The following is a 16,500-nucleotide window of genomic DNA, read 5'->3' as shown; positions in this document are numbered from 1 at the left end:
TGTATATTCTATGACAAAATTAGCAATAGCAGGCGCAACTGGTTTAGTAGGAAGAAAAATGTTAGAAACATTAGATCGTAAAAATGTACCGTTTGATGAATTAGTATTATTTTCTTCAGCGCGTTCAGCAGGAGAAGAAATTGAATTCCAAGGCAAAACGTATATTGTTAAAGAATTAACTGAAGAGGCTGCAAGTGAACATTATGATTATGTTTTAATGAGTGCCGGTGGAAGTACAAGTGCCCACTTCTCCCCTATTTTTGAACAAGCTGGTGCCATTGTTATTGATAATTCTAGTCAATGGAGAATGGCAGATGACATTGACTTAATAGTACCTGAAGTTAATGAACCTGTTTTAAACAGAAAAATTATCGCTAATCCAAATTGCTCTACTATTCAATCAGTTGTACCTTTAAAAGTGTTACAAGAAGCATTTGGCCTAGAGCGTGTAGCTTATACAACATATCAAGCAGTTTCAGGTTCTGGTGTAAAAGGTAGACAAGACTTATCTGAAGGTGCGAATGGTAAAGCACCGGAAGCATACCCTCACCCTATCTATAATAACGTGTTGCCACATATTGATAGTTTTTTAGAAAATGGGTATACAAAAGAAGAGCAAAAAATGATTGATGAGACTAGAAAAATTTTAAAAGATGATGATTTAAAAGTAACAGCAACTTGTGTACGTGTGCCTGTTCAAGATAGTCACAGTGTGCATATAAGCGTTACGCTTGAAAGTGAAAGTTCAGTTCAAGAGATTCAGCAACTCTTTGACAATGATCAACGCGTTGTACTTATTGATAATCCAGAACAAAATGAATATCCATTGGCGGTTAACGCTACTGGCAAAGATGAAATTTTTGTTGGTAGAATTCGTCGAGATGAATCATTAGATAATACTTTCCATGTTTGGTGTACTTCTGACAATTTACTAAAAGGTGCGGCTTTAAATGCAGTACAAGTTCTAGAACAAGTAATGAGTTTGAAAGGAGTAAAATAAAATGGGACATATTTTTGAAGGTGTAGGTGTTGCTCTAACAACACCGTTTACACACAATGAAGTTGATTTAAATGCGCTTAGAAGACATGTGAAATATTTATTAGAAAATAATGCGAAATGTATCGTGGTTAATGGTACAACAGCCGAAAATCCTACTTTAACAGATGAAGAAAAAGATCAAGTATTGGAGACAGTTGTGAATTATGTAGATAGTAAAGTACCAGTTATTGCTGGAACGGGTACAAATAATACTCAAAAATCAATACAAGCTTCAGTACGTGCAAGAGAAATTGGCGCAGATGGTATTATGTTGATTACGCCCTACTACAATAAAACAAATCAGCGTGGATTGATTGAACATTTTACAACGATAGCTAATGCAGTAAAATTACCTGTCATTTTGTATAATGTACCTTCACGTACGAATATAACTATTGATCCAGAAACAGTTGAAACATTAAGTGGTAATGAATATATTGTAGCGATAAAAGATGCTACTAATGACTTTGAATATATGGATGAATTGAAAAAACGTTTAGATTTAAATAACTTTGCTTTGTACAGCGGTAATGATGATAATGTGGTTGATTATTTTGAAAAAGGTGGTCACGGTGTCATTTCTGTTGCAGCAAATGTCATTCCTAATGCATTCCAGACTTTATTCGATGCAAAACAAAGTGGAAAAGATATCAATTCACAATTTCAACCAATTCAAACACTATTAGATGCATTAGCTGTTGATGTCAATCCTATTCCAATCAAAGCATTAACAGCGGTTGAAGGGTTTGGTAATTATGAAGTACGCCTTCCACTAGTGAAGCTTCAAGATGCAGAACGTCAAACATTAGAGCAAGCATACGAACAATTTAAAGCAGGTGACAATACATGAAGATTGTGTTAATAGGCTATGGAGCCATGAATCAACGAGTAGCAAGATTAGCTGAAGAAAAAGGACATCAAATTGAAGGTGTGATTGTACCTAACCCATCAAAATCATACCCTTATCCAACGTTCCAACGTATTTCAGACGTTAAAGATGCTGATGTCGCAATCGATTTTTCAAATCCAGAGTTATTGTTGCCTTTGTTAGATGATGAATTTAATTTGCCATTAGTTATCGCAACAACTGGGGAAAAAGAAAAAATTATTGCAAAATTAAAAGGATTAAGTAGTGAAATGCCAGTATTTTTCAGTGCAAATATGAGTTATGGGGTTCACGCATTAACTAAAATTTTGGAAGCTGCTGTTCCCCTACTTCAAGATTTTGACATTGAACTTACAGAAGCACATCATAATAAAAAAGTGGACGCACCTAGTGGTACATTAGTAAAACTTTATGATGTAATTGAGTCTTTACGTGAAAAGACAACACCAGTTTACGATAGACATGAAATAAATGAAAAGCGTTCCCAAGATGAAATTGGTATTCACTCAATTCGTGGTGGTACGATTGTTGGAGAACATGATGTTTTATTTGCAGGTACTGATGAAACAATAGAAATCACCCACCGTGCTCAATCAAAAGATATTTTTGCTAATGGAGCGATTGGTGCAGCAGAAAAATTAATTAATAAATCAAATGCATTTTATACATTTGATAATTTATAACTTTTAAGGAGCGAATTAAATTATGGTACAACATTTAACGGCAGAAGAAATTATTCAATATATAAGTGATGCAAAAAAATCTACACCACTTAAAGTTTATGTGAATGGGCAGTTTGACAAAGTAACGTTCCCTGACAGCTTTAAAGTGTTTGGTGGTTCTGATTCTAAAGTAATTTTTTGTGAAGCGGATGATTGGAAGCAATTTTATGAAAATCATCAATCAGTGATTGATGAATTAGAAGTTGAGATGGACCGTCGTAATTCAGCAATTCCATTAAAAGACTTAACCAATACGAATGCACGTATAGAACCTGGTGCATTTATTCGTGAACAAGCTACGATTGAAGATGGCGCAGTGATTATGATGGGTGCTACTATCAATATCGGTGCTGTTGTTGGTGAAGGAACTATGGTAGACATGAACGCAACACTTGGCGGTCGTGCTACTACAGGTAAAAACGTCCATGTTGGAGCTGGTGCAGTATTAGCTGGCGTGATTGAACCACCTAGTGCATCACCAGTGGTCATTGAAGATGACGTACTCATTGGTGCAAATGCAGTGATACTTGAAGGTGTTCGTGTTGGTGAAGGTTCTATTGTTGCAGCTGGTGCAATCGTTACACAAGATGTTCCTGCTGGTTCTGTAGTTGCTGGAACACCAGCAAAAGTGATTAAGCAAACAAGTGAAGTTGAAGATTCAAAAAGAGAAATTGTTTCAGCACTAAGAAAATTAAATGATTAATTTCAAAATTAATAGATAATTAATAAAAACTGAAATTTTAATATTTATAGGAGGTTTTTAGACGAAATAACATGTAATTATTGATATATACACATTTATTTTAATGTGAATATCAATATGTAACTAAGCAAATCGTCTAACCTCCTTTTTATACATAAATCGTCTTAATTGAGCATTATTTTATACCTATACATATTACAATAACTAAAAGGATTTGATTTTAATGAATGAGTTAGAATTTGTTACAACCCATAGACGTCACTTACATCAACATCCAGAATTAAGCCTCCATGAATTTGAAACGACTAAATATATTGCAGCATTTTTAGATGAACTTGGTATTGAATATCATCGTCCACTGGAAACGGGTTTGATTGCCTATCTTCCTGGTAATGGTAATCATACGATTGCTTATCGTGCGGACATAGATGCCTTACCTATTTATGAAGAGAATGACGTCCCGTATCGTAGTAAAACTGATAATGTTATGCATGCATGTGGGCATGATGGACATACAACTGCATTAATGCTATTTGTTAAACGATGTAAGGCTATGGCAGATCAAGGTACACTACCTCAAAATATTGTATTTATCTTTCAGCCAGCTGAAGAAACTGGAGGTGGCGCAAACCGTTTAATCCGTGCAGGCGCTTTTGATAAATACCCTATCGAAGCTATATTTGGTATTCACGTAATGCCTTTTGAAGATGAAGGTCGAGTTGTGATTCGTGATGAAGAAATTACAGCAAGTGCCACAGAATATCGCTTTTATTTAACTGGTCTATCAAGTCATGTTGCGGACAAAGAGCAAGGACATTCTGTAGGAGAAGCACTGCAGCATGTTTTAAGTCAAGTTGGTCAGATACAACAATTCCATTTAAATGGGTTGAAGAGAAATATTGTACATATGGGTCATTTTGAAGCTGGAGAAGCCATAAATACAGTTCCTAGCAATGGCTATTTAGAAGGTACAATTAGAACTTATGATGTCTATGATTTGGAAACTGTTAAACAGCAAATGAACAAAATTGCCGAAAGTGTAAAATTATTGTTCGATGTTGATTGTGAAGTGAAATTTGAAGAAGGCTATCCACCAACATATAATTCACCTGAATTACGTAAACATGTTGAAAATGGTCTGGATATTGCTGACTTAACAATAGTAGACAAGCCCACACCGTATTTATTTGGCGAAGATTTTAGCTTTTATAGTCAACTTGCACCTAGTTATTTTATTTTTGTGGGTGTACGAGACGAGACAAATGGTTTTGTAACAGGTTTGCATACTGCCCATTTAAATTTTAATGAACATATGTTAATTAAAATTGTAAATTATTATGAAGCGATTTTAAAATCCTATAGTGAGGTGGAAACACAATGACAGCAATCTGGTCTGTTGATGCTCAACGATTTTACAATAATGCGCTTAAAGTAATCCAAAATAATCAAATTATGGCAGTAGTTAAAAATAATGCTTATCATTATGGATTGGAATTTGCTGTACAGCAATTTTTAAAAGCAGGTATTAACACGTTTAGTACGACATCTTTAAGAGAAGCAGTTCGCATTAGACAATTAGCCCCCGATGCAACAATTTTCTTAATGAATGCGGTATATGAATTTGATAAAGTGCGAGATTATCAGATTCAAATGACCCTGCCCTCATTAAACTTCTATTATGAACATATTGAAGATTTACAAGGTATTCAAGTGCATTTAGAATTTGAAAATTTACTTCACCGCTCAGGTTTGAAAAATATTGATGAAATAAGAGAAGTGATACATCATCATATGAAAAATGCAAATAAAAATAAAATGCATATCACTGGTTTATGGACCCACTTCGGGTATGCTGATGAATTCGATGTGTCTGAATATAACGTAGAGCGTAAAGCTTGGTTAGATATTGTTAGCACATTAATAGACGAAGACTATCACTTTGAAATGATACATGCACAAAACAGTGCAAGTTATTATAGAGAAAACGGTGTGCTTGAAAATCATACACATGCGCGAGTCGGAATTGCGCTTTACGGCTCTAGACCTTATCAAACGATTGATGTAGATGCGATAGAACAATCATTGACTGTAAAAGGTAATGTCATCCAAATTCGTGAAGTAAATGAAGGTGATTACTGTGGCTATAGTTTTGCATTTGAAGCTAAACATGATCATACAAAATTAGCAGTAGTTGATATTGGCTATGGAGATGGTATTCTTAAATCAAGAGCAAAACATGAGGCACTTATCAATGGCAAGCGTTACCCTATTCGTGCGTTGATGATGAGTCATATGTTTGTTGAAGTTGATCACAACGTGCATGCACAAGACGAAGTAATATTATATAATAATGATATTCGTGTTGATGAGTTTACATTTAAAGGTGTTGGCGCGAATTCTGAACAATTAAGTGCAATGAATCATGACTCACTAATAAAGGAGTATAGATAAATTATGGTAGTAGAATATAATGATCGTGGCGAGTTAACAATGGGAGGTACAAGTCTTAAAACAATAGCACAAAGTTTCGGTACACCTACGATTGTTTATGATGAAGATCAAATCAGAACACAAATGCAACGATTTCACTCTGCTTTTCAGAAAAGTGGATTGAACTATAACATTTCATATGCTTCTAAAGCATTTACCTGTCTACAAATGGTGAAATTAGTACAAGAAGAAGGTCTTGAACTTGATGTAGTATCTGAAGGAGAACTGTATACAGCATTGGAGGCAGGTTTTGATCCGCAGCATATACATTTTCATGGTAACAACAAAACAAAACATGAGATACAGTATGCATTAGAAAGTAAAGTTGGTTACATCGTTATTGATGCATTAGAAGAAATAGAACTCATCGATAAGTATGCGAGTGAAACGGTTAATGTTGTATTACGTTTAAACCCTGGTGTTGAAGCACATACTCATGAATTTATTCAAACTGGTCAGGAAGATAGTAAATTTGGTCTGTCAATTAAACATGGGTTAGCAATACAAGCAGTTGAAAAAGTAAAAAACACTAAACATTTAAATTTAAAAGGCGTTCATTTTCATGTAGGGTCACAAATTGAAGGCACAGAAGCAATGATTGAAACTGCAAAAATAGTAATTCAATGGTTAAAAGAAAATGCTATAAGTGTTGAGTTGATTAACTTGGGTGGTGGATTCAGTATTAAATATGTTGAGGGTGATGTTAGTTTCCCTATCGAAACAGGTATTACTGAAATTACTGATGCAATTAAACAATTTTCAACTGAATTTGACTACCCTCTTCCTGAAATTGGAATAGAGCCTGGAAGATCCATAGTTGGAGAAGCTGGTATAACATTATATGAAGTTGGCACAATCAAAGAGATTCCCAATGTTAACAAATATGTATCGGTAGATGGTGGTATGAGTGATCATATCCGTACTGCGTTATATGATGCACAGTATGAAGCATTGTTAGTTAATAGAAATGAGCCTAAAGATGAGATTGTAACAATTGCAGGTAAACTTTGTGAGTCTGGGGATATAATAATTAAAGATGCCAAGTTACCTAGTACAGTTAAGCGTGGTGACTATCTAGCAGTATTATCAACTGGTGCCTATCATTATTCCATGGCTTCTAATTATAACCAAATGCAAAAACCATCAGTATTCTTTTTAAAAGATAGTAAAGCGAGAGAAGTTATAAAACGACAATCATTGCGACAATTAATCATAAATGATACAAAATAACTTGTTAGTGTTATAAAGAACCAATCATGTATAAAAGCTCTTTTTAAAGTACCCGATTTACGAGTATTCACTTTAAAAAGAGCTTTTTAAGTTACAATTTATTAATTTATATATTAAAAAAGAACCTTTAACAAGGTTCTTTTTATAGTCAATATTGCAATCTATATTATAGTTTTACAACGTTCGCAGCTTGAGGACCGCGGTCGCCTTCAACTACTTCAAATTCAACTGATTGACCTTCTTCTAATGATTTGTAACCTTCTTGGTTAATCGCTGAGAAGTGTACGAATACATCGTTTTCTCCTTCTACTTCGATAAAACCAAATCCTTTTTCAGCGTTAAACCATTTTACTGTACCTTGTTTCATAAATGTGAAACCTCCAAGACTAATATTCATTCAATATGCATTATTCGCATATTACAAAAAATACAATTTCACAGTGTAAATCTGTCTTACAATATTCTTTGCAATATGGAATAAAACAATTGCTTGACTCATATTATAAGCCATAATAGCTGAAAATGCAATGCAATTATGAAAAAACAATTTATTAAACAATCGGTAATTTATAATAAACTTCATTATTATTTAAAACAATATAACTATAAAAAATCTGTAAATCTTCATCACAATCTTCACAAAATCCTAATTCACAATTATTATAAAATGCATGAATATTGTATTTACCAACGAGGAAATTATCATAATGCTTTTTACTATTTTCAATGATTGATTGATAGTAATTTAGCATTTTCTCATAGTTTTCAAAATGATATTGTTCTACGATATGATCAGTCCAGTCACTAAATAACCACCAGCCTTCATAATCAGCTCGAATTTTTGCAACTGTCCACATGTAAATTACACCCTTTCACTTTCAACTTCATATTTTAACTTCGACAAATACATTTTTCGTTCATTATCAACATTATATTAAGTTTGATTTATTATGTTCATTTTGATTTATTTGCACGTATTAGCCATATGTAAGTAATGCATTAAAAAATACAGTTATTCAACGATACTCAAATGATATTGCAAAATAGCTATGTGTAATATTTTAACTGTATCATACACAAAATCAAGTTATCTGTTTCATACTTTTGACGGATAGACAATTGTTGTTCAGACAAAAATATTAGTTTTGTATGACAAAATTTCGTATAATGATAATAAGAGGTGTTTATATGCAATGCAAACATATTAAAGTATTCGGTATAGTTCAAGGCGTTGGTTTTCGCTATTATACCGAGAAGATAGCAAGAAAATATAATGTTGTGGGTACTGTTCAAAATATATCTGATTATGTAGAAATATACGCCCAAAGTGATGAGGCATCACTAACTTCATTTATTAACGCTATCATTGAGGGTGCTTCACCTGCTTCTCAAGTTGAAGATTATGAAATTGAAGAAATAGAAACGAACCCATCATGGAAAAAATTTAGTACATTATAAAGGAAGATGAAGTTTGAGATATAATATTTCGCGAATTTATGGGACCATTATTGCTTTTCCAATAGCAGTTATCGCGTGGATTTCTAGTATATTTGCATTAGAATTAAATTTTATTTTTGATTTCCTTATTTCTGCAGTAGCGTTTATAGCATTCTACTTCCCTACTCAGCGTTTAACTTCTAGAAAATATTTAAATGAAATTGGCTTAACACGAAGAGATTATCATTTTGTAAATAGTCAATTAAATAATGCTCAAGACAAGATAAGAAGAATTTTAAAATCTTTTGTTAATGTGAGATCAATCAAAGATTTTAGACAAGTAAATGAAATATATAGATTATCTCGAGCTATTTACTTTGCTGTTAAACAACAACCTAGAATGTTTTTTAAAGTAGAAAGTTTTTTCTACTCTCATATTGATAATGCATTGAATCTCATTGAAGCTTATACGAGATTGGCAAAATCTCCAAAAAAATCTAAAGAAGAAAAGCAAAAGTTAGCACAAACTCGCATCACATTAGATGAAGTTAAACGAACTTTAGTAGCGGACTTAAAGAGAATTAATGAAGAAGATTATAGTCAATTAGATATAGAAATGGAATTAAATAAAATTGAACAAAAAAGGCATAAGTAAATTACATGAAGAAATGGAGTGAAATTAAATGGTAAGAGAACAAGACTTTTTAAATTCGCATCCATTGGATAAATATATTGATGAACAATCAGCAAATGAATCAGAAATTATCAACAGCTCAAAACAATTTACTCAAGATGATCAACAAAAAATTGATGAATTGAGTAAACAAATAAAACCAATGGATAATGATAGCTTATTAAATTACGGTACTACTGCACAATCTGATATGTCCCAATTCTCACACCGTATTCTTAATGAGGTAAAAACTACAGATGTCGGTCCTGTTGGGGAATCATTAAATGGATTGATGAGCAAACTTAAATCTGTAAACCCAGATGAGTTAAACCCAGAAAATCAATCGAAATTAAAACGTATTTTTAGACGAACAAAAGCATCAGTAAATGAAATTTTTTCAAAAATGCAATCTGTTGGTTCTCAAATAGATCGTATTTCTATTGAATTAGACAAACATAAAAATAATTTAAATAAAGATATAGGAATGCTAGATGAATTGTATAATTTAAATAAAGCGTATTTTGATGAATTAACACTGTATATTGAAGCGGCTAAAAGAAAGCAACAAATGCTACAGCAGGAAGATGTACCTAAATTAAACGCGCAAGCTAAATCTACAGGTAATCAAATGGATGTTCAAGCTGTATCAGATATGGAACAGTTTATAGATAGATTAGATAAACGCATTTATGACTTACAACTATCTAGACAAATTGCTATACAAACAGCACCTCAAATTCGAATGATTCAAAATGTAAACCATGCATTAGCAGAAAAGATTCAAAGTTCCATTTTAACGAGTATTCCTTTATGGAAAAATCAAATGTCAATTGCTTTGACGTTAATGAGACAACGCAATGCAGTTTCTGCACAGAAAGCAGTAACAGATACAACAAATAATTTGTTACTCAAGAATTCAGAACTATTAAAACAAAATGCAGTTGCTACAGCTACTGAAAATGAACGTGGTGTCGTTGATATTGAAACCTTAAAAACAACACAACAAGATATTATTGATACGATTGAACAAACACTTCAAATTCAAGAACAAGGTCGAAATAAACGTAGACAAGCAGAAACTGAATTAAACCAATTAGAAACAGAAATGAAGAATCAATTATTAGGTATGAAACAGCAAAAGTAACAAGAATTTAAAATATAAGTCCATCATAATAAGCCTGTAAATGAATGATTTCCATGATTCATTTACAGGCTTTTTTCTTGAAAAGAATATTTTATTTTGTATGTTGTGGCATAGGCATAAATTGTAATCAATAAATCATATTTCTCACCAGTCATATGCTCAGTTTCGCATAATAAATCTACCCCAATATGCAGCAAACGTCAATTTCTATTGAAATTGACGTTTATTTATTAAAGAAGGATGTCTATATCTTAGCTATTTGATTATGCTATTCTTTTTCGTAAATAATAGTTTTTTGTTTTTTAAACAATGGCGCTACAATATATCCAATAATTGTAGTGATAACTGCAATCGGGAACCATTCTAATGAATAATCTTTCAATGGTAAATTATCAATAAGGCCTAATTTAATCCATCCTTGTGAATGTACCACACTAAGGATCGAAACAATAGAAACCACCGCTACAGGAATTTGTTGTGCAATTGGTTTTGTTGGAACAAAACGTGCAATTAATATGAGTAGTACTGAAGTGATAGCTACTGGATATACAATACTTAAAACTGGAACTGACATCGTAATCACTGAATTTAATCCTTGGTTTGCTAAAATAAAACTCACTAATGTAAAGATGATAACGTAAGCTTTGTATGAAATTTTTGGGAATATTCTATTGAAATACTCTGAAACAGATACAATCAATCCGCAAGCAGTAGTTAAACAAGCAAGTGCAACGATAATACCTAGCAAGTACTTCCCAAAAGCGCCAAATCCAGTGCTTGCCATTGTTGTTAGTAAATATGTGCCAATATTTTGATCATTAGCAATTAAACTTGCCACTTTCTCTTGCGGTACAGCCATGTGGTTACCTATAAATCCTAAAGAAATATAAATAAACATAAGTGCAACTGCAGCAATAATACCAGCCAATAGTGTTTGTCTGAAAATTTTATTAGCATGCGTGATACCAGTCGCTTTAACCGCGTTAACTACAATCATTGAAAAAGCAATGGCAGCAATAGCATCCATTGTTAAATAACCATTAGTAAATCCTTGAGAAAATCCTGCAAAATTAGAAGTGAAAGCTTCAGCTGCTTGACTATGTGAATTGCTACCATAATCAACAAACCCTTTGATAATCATCGCTAAAATAGTAATCAATAATAAAGGTGTTAACAATGAACCAATGCGATCTACCATTTTATTTGGATTGATACATAAATATAAAACTACTAAAAAGTAAATAATTGTAAATATAAACAATGCTAAACTGCTATTAGTATGGGCAATTGGTGTAATTGTCATTTCAAATGACGTTGATGCAGTACGTGGTATTGCAAAAAGTGGCCCTATTGTTAAATATATGATAATTAAGAATACAACAGAGAATTTTGGCGAAATTTTATTTAAAGAACCAATATAACCTTGTTTATCTAAAGCACCAACGACTACCCCTAATAATGGTAATCCTATACCTGTTAAAGCAAATGCTAATATAGAAGGCCAAAAGAATTGACCGCTATCTAAACCTAAATTTGGTGGAAATATAAGATTCCCTGCTCCGAAAAACATAGCGAACAGTGTAAACCCTATAATCCATGTATTTTTATTCATAAATCGTTCTCCTTCTTGCCTATAAAATAATATTTACTATTCTATCACGATTTATAAGAATGCGTCTATATAAATTTCTGAATATTTCAATTTATGTGTGATTTTATAAATAAATTACGTACTAAAAAGATTTTAATAATAATTTTTTAAGTAATGGTGCAAGGTGGCTTGGTAGATTTTCTACACCTTCAACGAAAATTGCATAGTTACCATAAATATTATGAATTGTTTCTTCAATGTCTTCTGTAATTGGATCTTGACTTAAAAATACATTAAAAACTTCAATACCCAATTTACGAGCTGTTTCCACTGCTTCATAAGTATCAAGAATACCATCTTGGCTATAATTATAAGCGGATGGCTCACCATCAGAGAATACAATTAGAAAACGCTGATTATGCGCTCTACGCATTAAACGTTCACTTCCAATTCTAATTGCCACACCGTCTCTATTATCATCTTGAGGTTCTAAGGCCATTATTCTAGGTCCTTCTCGTTTTATAGTTGATTGATCATAAGCTATAATTTCATCAATGATATTAGGTTGTTTTGTATCATCAGCATCAAATGCATCTTCATTAAATGCTAAAATTTCATGTTTTACGTTTAACGATTTTAACGTTTCATGAAATAAAACGACACCTTTGATTGTTTCAGACATTTTATCCTGCATACTTGCCGATGCATCCACTAACAATGTGAATGTTGCATCAAAAGTTTGGCTTAAATCTTGTTTTTTATAAAATAATTTATATTGATCATCAATAAACCAATTTAATAAATTTTTTTGTAATCGACCTTTGGTTAGATTTCGACGTTCATCTTGGTATTCTCTATCTATTGTTTTTTTGATAATTTGTATCAAATCTTTTGTTTCAAATTGTACTTCGTTTTCAACTTCGTGATATTCATTTTGATATTCAGGTCGTATTTCAGGTACGTTCCATTTAACATCAACGTTTGCATTTATGCCTTTTAATGCAAAAGCAGAATTATTGCCGATTGATCCGCCCTCATCACTTTCTATTTGGTTTGTGGAACCTTTACCTTTTTTTGTTTGCATATCTGTCATATCATCACCACTGTCACCTTCTCTAGCAGTGTCATTATCGCCAATAACATCACTATTTTCACCTTCATGAAGTTCCATTTCTAAATATGCACCACCTTGTGAAGCACTATCTTGATGATTGGATTCAATATCCTCGCTGACACTCTCTTCATCATGATCATTGTTTGAAGCATTATCAGTATTACTTGCATCTGTTCGTTTTAAATCTTCAAAATTAAGTTCATGAATTGCTTCATATACTTTTTTAGGTAAATGATAATATTCATTTAGCATATCTTCGTTTAAGATATCATCAATTTGAAACATGATCCGTTCAGCTAAGTACATATTATCCTCAGAAGAATCATTATAGAAAAAATTAGGCAGGTATTGATACATATTTAACAGAATATCATCAATTTGTGGACCAATTTGAGGTACGTCGTAAAAGTTTTCAGTTAAAAACGAAGATTCCAAATATAAAAAGAGCAAATCTGTAAATGTTTTTTTTGTTTTATATACATTAATTTGAGTACGTGTATAGCTTAATCTAATTTCATTACGCATGTGAATTGCATCTTTGGTAGATGGTCGTTGCTTAACAATTTCGTTTAATATTCTTTTATCTTCTAGTAATTTAAACAGCTGTTGGAAAAATTTTGGATGCTTAAACGTATCATTGTGAATGACTTTGTTGATTACTGTTTCATCCATCAATTGGTAGCCATAAGCTGCGAGCATAACATCTGTTTTAAGCCCTGTTGTTTCAATATCTTTTTTTCTATGTGACCAAAAAGAACTCGTTATTAACATATTATTGATTGGATCGTAATATGGGAATTTTTGAATTTTAACTTGTGTTTGTTCATTTTTAAGTAATAATCGAGCTAAATCTTGCAGCATCATCACTTGCTTTGCATCCAGCTGTTCATCATTAAATAATATAAAACGATCGCTCATAAATATCCCTCACTAAAAATTTAATTCTACCGCATTTAATATCGCTTGTTGCTCACGTTCGTCCTCTAATTTATCAATAATTGTACGTTTGATGGCACGTTCTATAGGCATCACGGTAGCCAAATCACTTAAATCGATTAAAGCACGTATGCTCGCTGCTTCTTCAGATATTTGACCTTGTTTTGTCATTGTTCGTAAATCTTCATTAAAATTGATGATTTTTTGTATTGTCGTATCATCTGCTAATTGGCTTTGATCTTTAATCACATCACTTAATATATCCCCATCAATATAATCTACTTGAATGACTATAAAACGGTTTTTTAGTGCTTCGTTCATCGGTAATGTTCCAATATAGCCCTCATTTATTGCAGCGATAACATTAAATCCTGGAGCAGCATTAATCACTTCGCCAGTGAATGGATTTGTTAATTTTCTGCGGTAATCTAATACACCGTTTAAAATTGGTAATGTTTCTGGTTTTGCCATGTTGATTTCGTCGATATAAAGAATATGGCCTTCTTTCATCGCTTTGATTACTGGTCCATCAATAAATACAATTTCTTGAGTACCGTTTTCATTTGTCTGTATAGTTTTAAAACCTAATAAACTTTCAGCATCTAAATCTACTGAACAATTGACTTGATGCATTGGTCGCTGTATTGTTTCACTTAAAGTCTCAGCTAGCTTTGTTTTTCCTGAGCCCGTTGGTCCTTTTAATAAAATGTTTTTATTTAATGCCATCAATGATTTTGCATCATCAAATACTGTTTCATCTTTATTAATATATTGTGATTTCGCCATTGTTTCTTACTCCTTTAAAATTAAAATAAGTTATAAAAAATCCATATCATTAAAAATAGACCGGGGCTTGAATAATGTTTGATATTATAGCCCTAGTCTTATTAATTTAAGCAATATTTAAAGTGCACATTTTCAATAGTGCATGTGTCATACTGTAAATTATACCTCTTTAAAGTAGGTTTTAAAGTAGCCACCAACAAGTCCAGAGTTGTCGATGATTTGATAATATTCTTCAGTTTCATTTATTACATCATATTGTTGTCCCACAGTTAACATATCAGAGACTGTGAACTTTTGTGCATCTGTATGTGTAACTTCTACTTTTTTAATGGGTGTATGATCTTTCCAAGTTTCGTGTAACATTTCTAAAAATCCTCTCTTTTTTATTATGAAGTTTCTAAGGTTAAAATGAATGTAATACCACTTTTTTCAGTGATTCTTAATGATCTTTCGCCTTCTTGATCTAACGTTTGATAAGGTATTCCTATGGATTCAAGTTCTTCAATAGTCTTTTGAAATTGTGATTTAGATTCTATTCCGAATTCAATTTGTTCTAATATACCATGTTCTGGCATTAAAATTTCCTCGTTTGAAGCGTAAACATGTAGCTCACCACCCAAACCACCATCACCTATACGAAAAACTTGTATTTTAAAATCAGCATGTTCACTAGGCGTATATTCTGCAAAATGTTCTAGGCCAAATACTCTAGTTAAAATAGATTGTGTGAGTACAATATCATTAACTTTTAAGATTACAGGTCCTAGCCCTTGAATCTGATGTAATGGGTTTACATTACTTTCGAATGTAGGTATACCTAATGGGGTGCCAGAGTTATGTTCATTGGAATAAATATTAAATGTTTGACCATTTTGATCTTGGAAATTGAAGTATTTATGGCCATTTAAATCTGTAGGTGAACTGAAAGAAATTTGATGTTGTTTTAAAATAGATTGATATTCTTCAATTCCTTCATCACTTGGAACCCTCAATCCGATATTTTCAATATGGTTGTTATTGTTAATATAGTTTGGTACTTCTACAAAATGTATACGTGTACCTGAATTTAATTCAGCATCACCAAAACGTAAAGCTTGTCCTTTATCTGCCACATTTAATCCAAGTATGTTTGAGAATAACTCTTTGGTTTTACTTAAATCATTTGTCCCTGTAGTAACACTTCTAAGACCATTCATTATATTAACCCCTCTATTCATATCTTTTCAATACATTATAACTTATTTTTCATGTTATTTGTATGATGAAGTATCTGATTGTGATTGTATTTACAAAATTGTAATTTTTAAACATTGGAGGATTAGCAGAAATGTATTAATATAGGTATATAATAGGAATAATTATTTTATATGTTCAAATATTTATTTTAGTTACTAGAGGAGGTTGTATATATGATTGGTACATGGATTTTATTTGGTGTCACAGTACTTATTGCAGTTTATTCAGGTATTACTTTCTTTTCCAATATAAATAACAAAGCAAAACAGCAAAAAGCAAGCAAAGAAAGTATAAAGAAAAATAATATTTACGGCATTGTTTTTCTAGTGTTTTTAATTCTTGCAATTATTGAACTGTTTGTATTTATTGCTTAAATAAAACGTTTTAAAATAGTCAAGAATATAAATGACAATAACGGTTGAAATCGTAAATTTCAAATAAATAAAGGACGCATCCATTTACTGATATGCTCCCTTCAAAGTAGACACTTAAAAATGTAAACTTTGAAGGGAG

18 protein-coding genes are annotated in these 16,500 nt (G+C 32.0%); 11 read left to right on the top strand and 7 right to left on the bottom strand.

Annotated features, from left to right (window positions below):
- Positions 1 to 10: 10 nt before the first annotated feature.
- From CD032_RS07050 to lysA, 7 genes are all read left to right on the top strand, one after another.
- On the top strand, positions 11 to 1,000 hold the full coding sequence (locus tag CD032_RS07050; protein WP_019468779.1) for an aspartate-semialdehyde dehydrogenase: 990 nt from the start codon (positions 11 to 13) through the stop codon (positions 998 to 1,000).
- 1 nt (position 1,001) lies between these two features.
- Complete coding sequence (dapA, locus tag CD032_RS07045) at positions 1,002 to 1,889, top strand: 4-hydroxy-tetrahydrodipicolinate synthase (RefSeq protein WP_103211336.1); 888 nt, start codon at positions 1,002 to 1,004, stop codon at positions 1,887 to 1,889.
- Complete coding sequence (gene dapB, locus CD032_RS07040) at positions 1,886 to 2,608, top strand: 4-hydroxy-tetrahydrodipicolinate reductase (RefSeq protein ID WP_019468781.1); 723 nt, start codon at positions 1,886 to 1,888, stop codon at positions 2,606 to 2,608. The genes dapA and dapB overlap by 4 nt, the downstream gene beginning before the upstream one ends.
- A gap of 22 nt (positions 2,609 to 2,630) precedes the next feature.
- Positions 2,631 to 3,350 (top strand): 2,3,4,5-tetrahydropyridine-2,6-dicarboxylate N-acetyltransferase, encoded by a 720-nt coding sequence (gene dapD, locus CD032_RS07035; RefSeq protein WP_019468782.1) that lies wholly within the window; start codon positions 2,631 to 2,633, stop codon positions 3,348 to 3,350.
- Positions 3,351 to 3,573: 223 nt separating this feature from the next.
- A complete protein-coding gene (locus tag CD032_RS07030; RefSeq protein ID WP_019468783.1) occupies positions 3,574 to 4,731 on the top strand; it encodes an amidohydrolase in 1,158 nt (385 codons plus the stop codon).
- Positions 4,728 to 5,801, top strand: a complete 1,074-nt coding sequence (locus CD032_RS07025) for an alanine racemase (protein WP_019468784.1) — start codon at positions 4,728 to 4,730, stop codon at positions 5,799 to 5,801. Before CD032_RS07030 ends, CD032_RS07025 begins: the two co-directional genes overlap by 4 nt.
- A gap of 3 nt (positions 5,802 to 5,804) precedes the next feature.
- Entirely contained in the window at positions 5,805 to 7,070 is a 1,266-nt protein-coding gene (lysA, locus tag CD032_RS07020) for a diaminopimelate decarboxylase (RefSeq protein WP_019468785.1), read from the top strand.
- A 166-nt stretch (positions 7,071 to 7,236) separates the two neighbouring features.
- Here the strand turns inward: lysA and cspA are convergent, their stop codons facing one another.
- Together cspA and msaA are read right to left on the bottom strand one after the other, a co-directional pair.
- Entirely contained in the window at positions 7,237 to 7,437 is a 201-nt protein-coding gene (gene cspA / locus CD032_RS07015; RefSeq protein ID WP_001831260.1) for a cold shock protein CspA, read from the bottom strand.
- 184 nt (positions 7,438 to 7,621) lie between these two features.
- Positions 7,622 to 7,927 (bottom strand): regulatory protein MsaA, encoded by a 306-nt coding sequence (msaA, locus tag CD032_RS07010; protein WP_019468786.1) that lies wholly within the window; start codon positions 7,925 to 7,927, stop codon positions 7,622 to 7,624.
- Positions 7,928 to 8,258: 331 nt separating this feature from the next.
- Here msaA and CD032_RS07005 point away from each other — a divergent pair, with 331 nt between their 5' ends.
- Genes CD032_RS07005 through CD032_RS06995 form a run of 3 tightly spaced genes read left to right on the top strand, consistent with a single transcriptional unit; the run spans position 8,259 to position 10,324 of the window.
- On the top strand, positions 8,259 to 8,528 hold the full coding sequence (locus CD032_RS07005) for an acylphosphatase (RefSeq protein WP_019468787.1): 270 nt from the start codon (positions 8,259 to 8,261) through the stop codon (positions 8,526 to 8,528).
- Positions 8,529 to 8,541: 13 nt separating this feature from the next.
- Entirely contained in the window at positions 8,542 to 9,162 is a 621-nt protein-coding gene (locus tag CD032_RS07000) for a 5-bromo-4-chloroindolyl phosphate hydrolysis family protein (RefSeq protein WP_019468788.1), read from the top strand.
- A 28-nt stretch (positions 9,163 to 9,190) separates the two neighbouring features.
- Entirely contained in the window at positions 9,191 to 10,324 is a 1,134-nt protein-coding gene (locus CD032_RS06995) for a toxic anion resistance protein (RefSeq protein ID WP_019468789.1), read from the top strand.
- 268 nt (positions 10,325 to 10,592) lie between these two features.
- On the opposite strand, the gene brnQ3 is transcribed toward CD032_RS06995, so the two are convergent.
- The 5 genes from brnQ3 to CD032_RS06970 form a co-directional block, all read right to left on the bottom strand.
- A complete protein-coding gene (brnQ3, locus tag CD032_RS06990) occupies positions 10,593 to 11,936 on the bottom strand; it encodes a branched-chain amino acid-like transporter carrier protein BrnQ3 (protein WP_019468790.1) in 1,344 nt (447 codons plus the stop codon).
- Between the two features lie 121 nt (positions 11,937 to 12,057).
- A complete protein-coding gene (locus CD032_RS06985) occupies positions 12,058 to 13,947 on the bottom strand; it encodes a vWA domain-containing protein (RefSeq protein ID WP_019468791.1) in 1,890 nt (629 codons plus the stop codon).
- A 12-nt stretch (positions 13,948 to 13,959) separates the two neighbouring features.
- Positions 13,960 to 14,751, bottom strand: a complete 792-nt coding sequence (locus CD032_RS06980) for an ATP-binding protein (RefSeq protein ID WP_019468792.1) — start codon at positions 14,749 to 14,751, stop codon at positions 13,960 to 13,962.
- Between the two features lie 159 nt (positions 14,752 to 14,910).
- On the bottom strand, positions 14,911 to 15,114 hold the full coding sequence (locus CD032_RS06975; protein ID WP_019468793.1) for a DUF6501 family protein: 204 nt from the start codon (positions 15,112 to 15,114) through the stop codon (positions 14,911 to 14,913).
- 23 nt (positions 15,115 to 15,137) lie between these two features.
- Positions 15,138 to 15,947, bottom strand: a complete 810-nt coding sequence (locus CD032_RS06970; protein WP_019468794.1) for a VOC family protein — start codon at positions 15,945 to 15,947, stop codon at positions 15,138 to 15,140.
- A gap of 213 nt (positions 15,948 to 16,160) precedes the next feature.
- Here CD032_RS06970 and CD032_RS06965 point away from each other — a divergent pair, with 213 nt between their 5' ends.
- Positions 16,161 to 16,361 (top strand): hypothetical protein, encoded by a 201-nt coding sequence (locus CD032_RS06965; RefSeq protein WP_019468795.1) that lies wholly within the window; start codon positions 16,161 to 16,163, stop codon positions 16,359 to 16,361.
- The last annotated feature ends 139 nt before the right edge of the window (positions 16,362 to 16,500 follow it).

It is taken from the genome of Staphylococcus cohnii subsp. cohnii, from assembly GCF_002902365.1.
Classification (GTDB): domain Bacteria; phylum Bacillota; class Bacilli; order Staphylococcales; family Staphylococcaceae; genus Staphylococcus; species Staphylococcus cohnii.
This window is presented reverse-complemented; position numbering and strand designations above follow the sequence as displayed.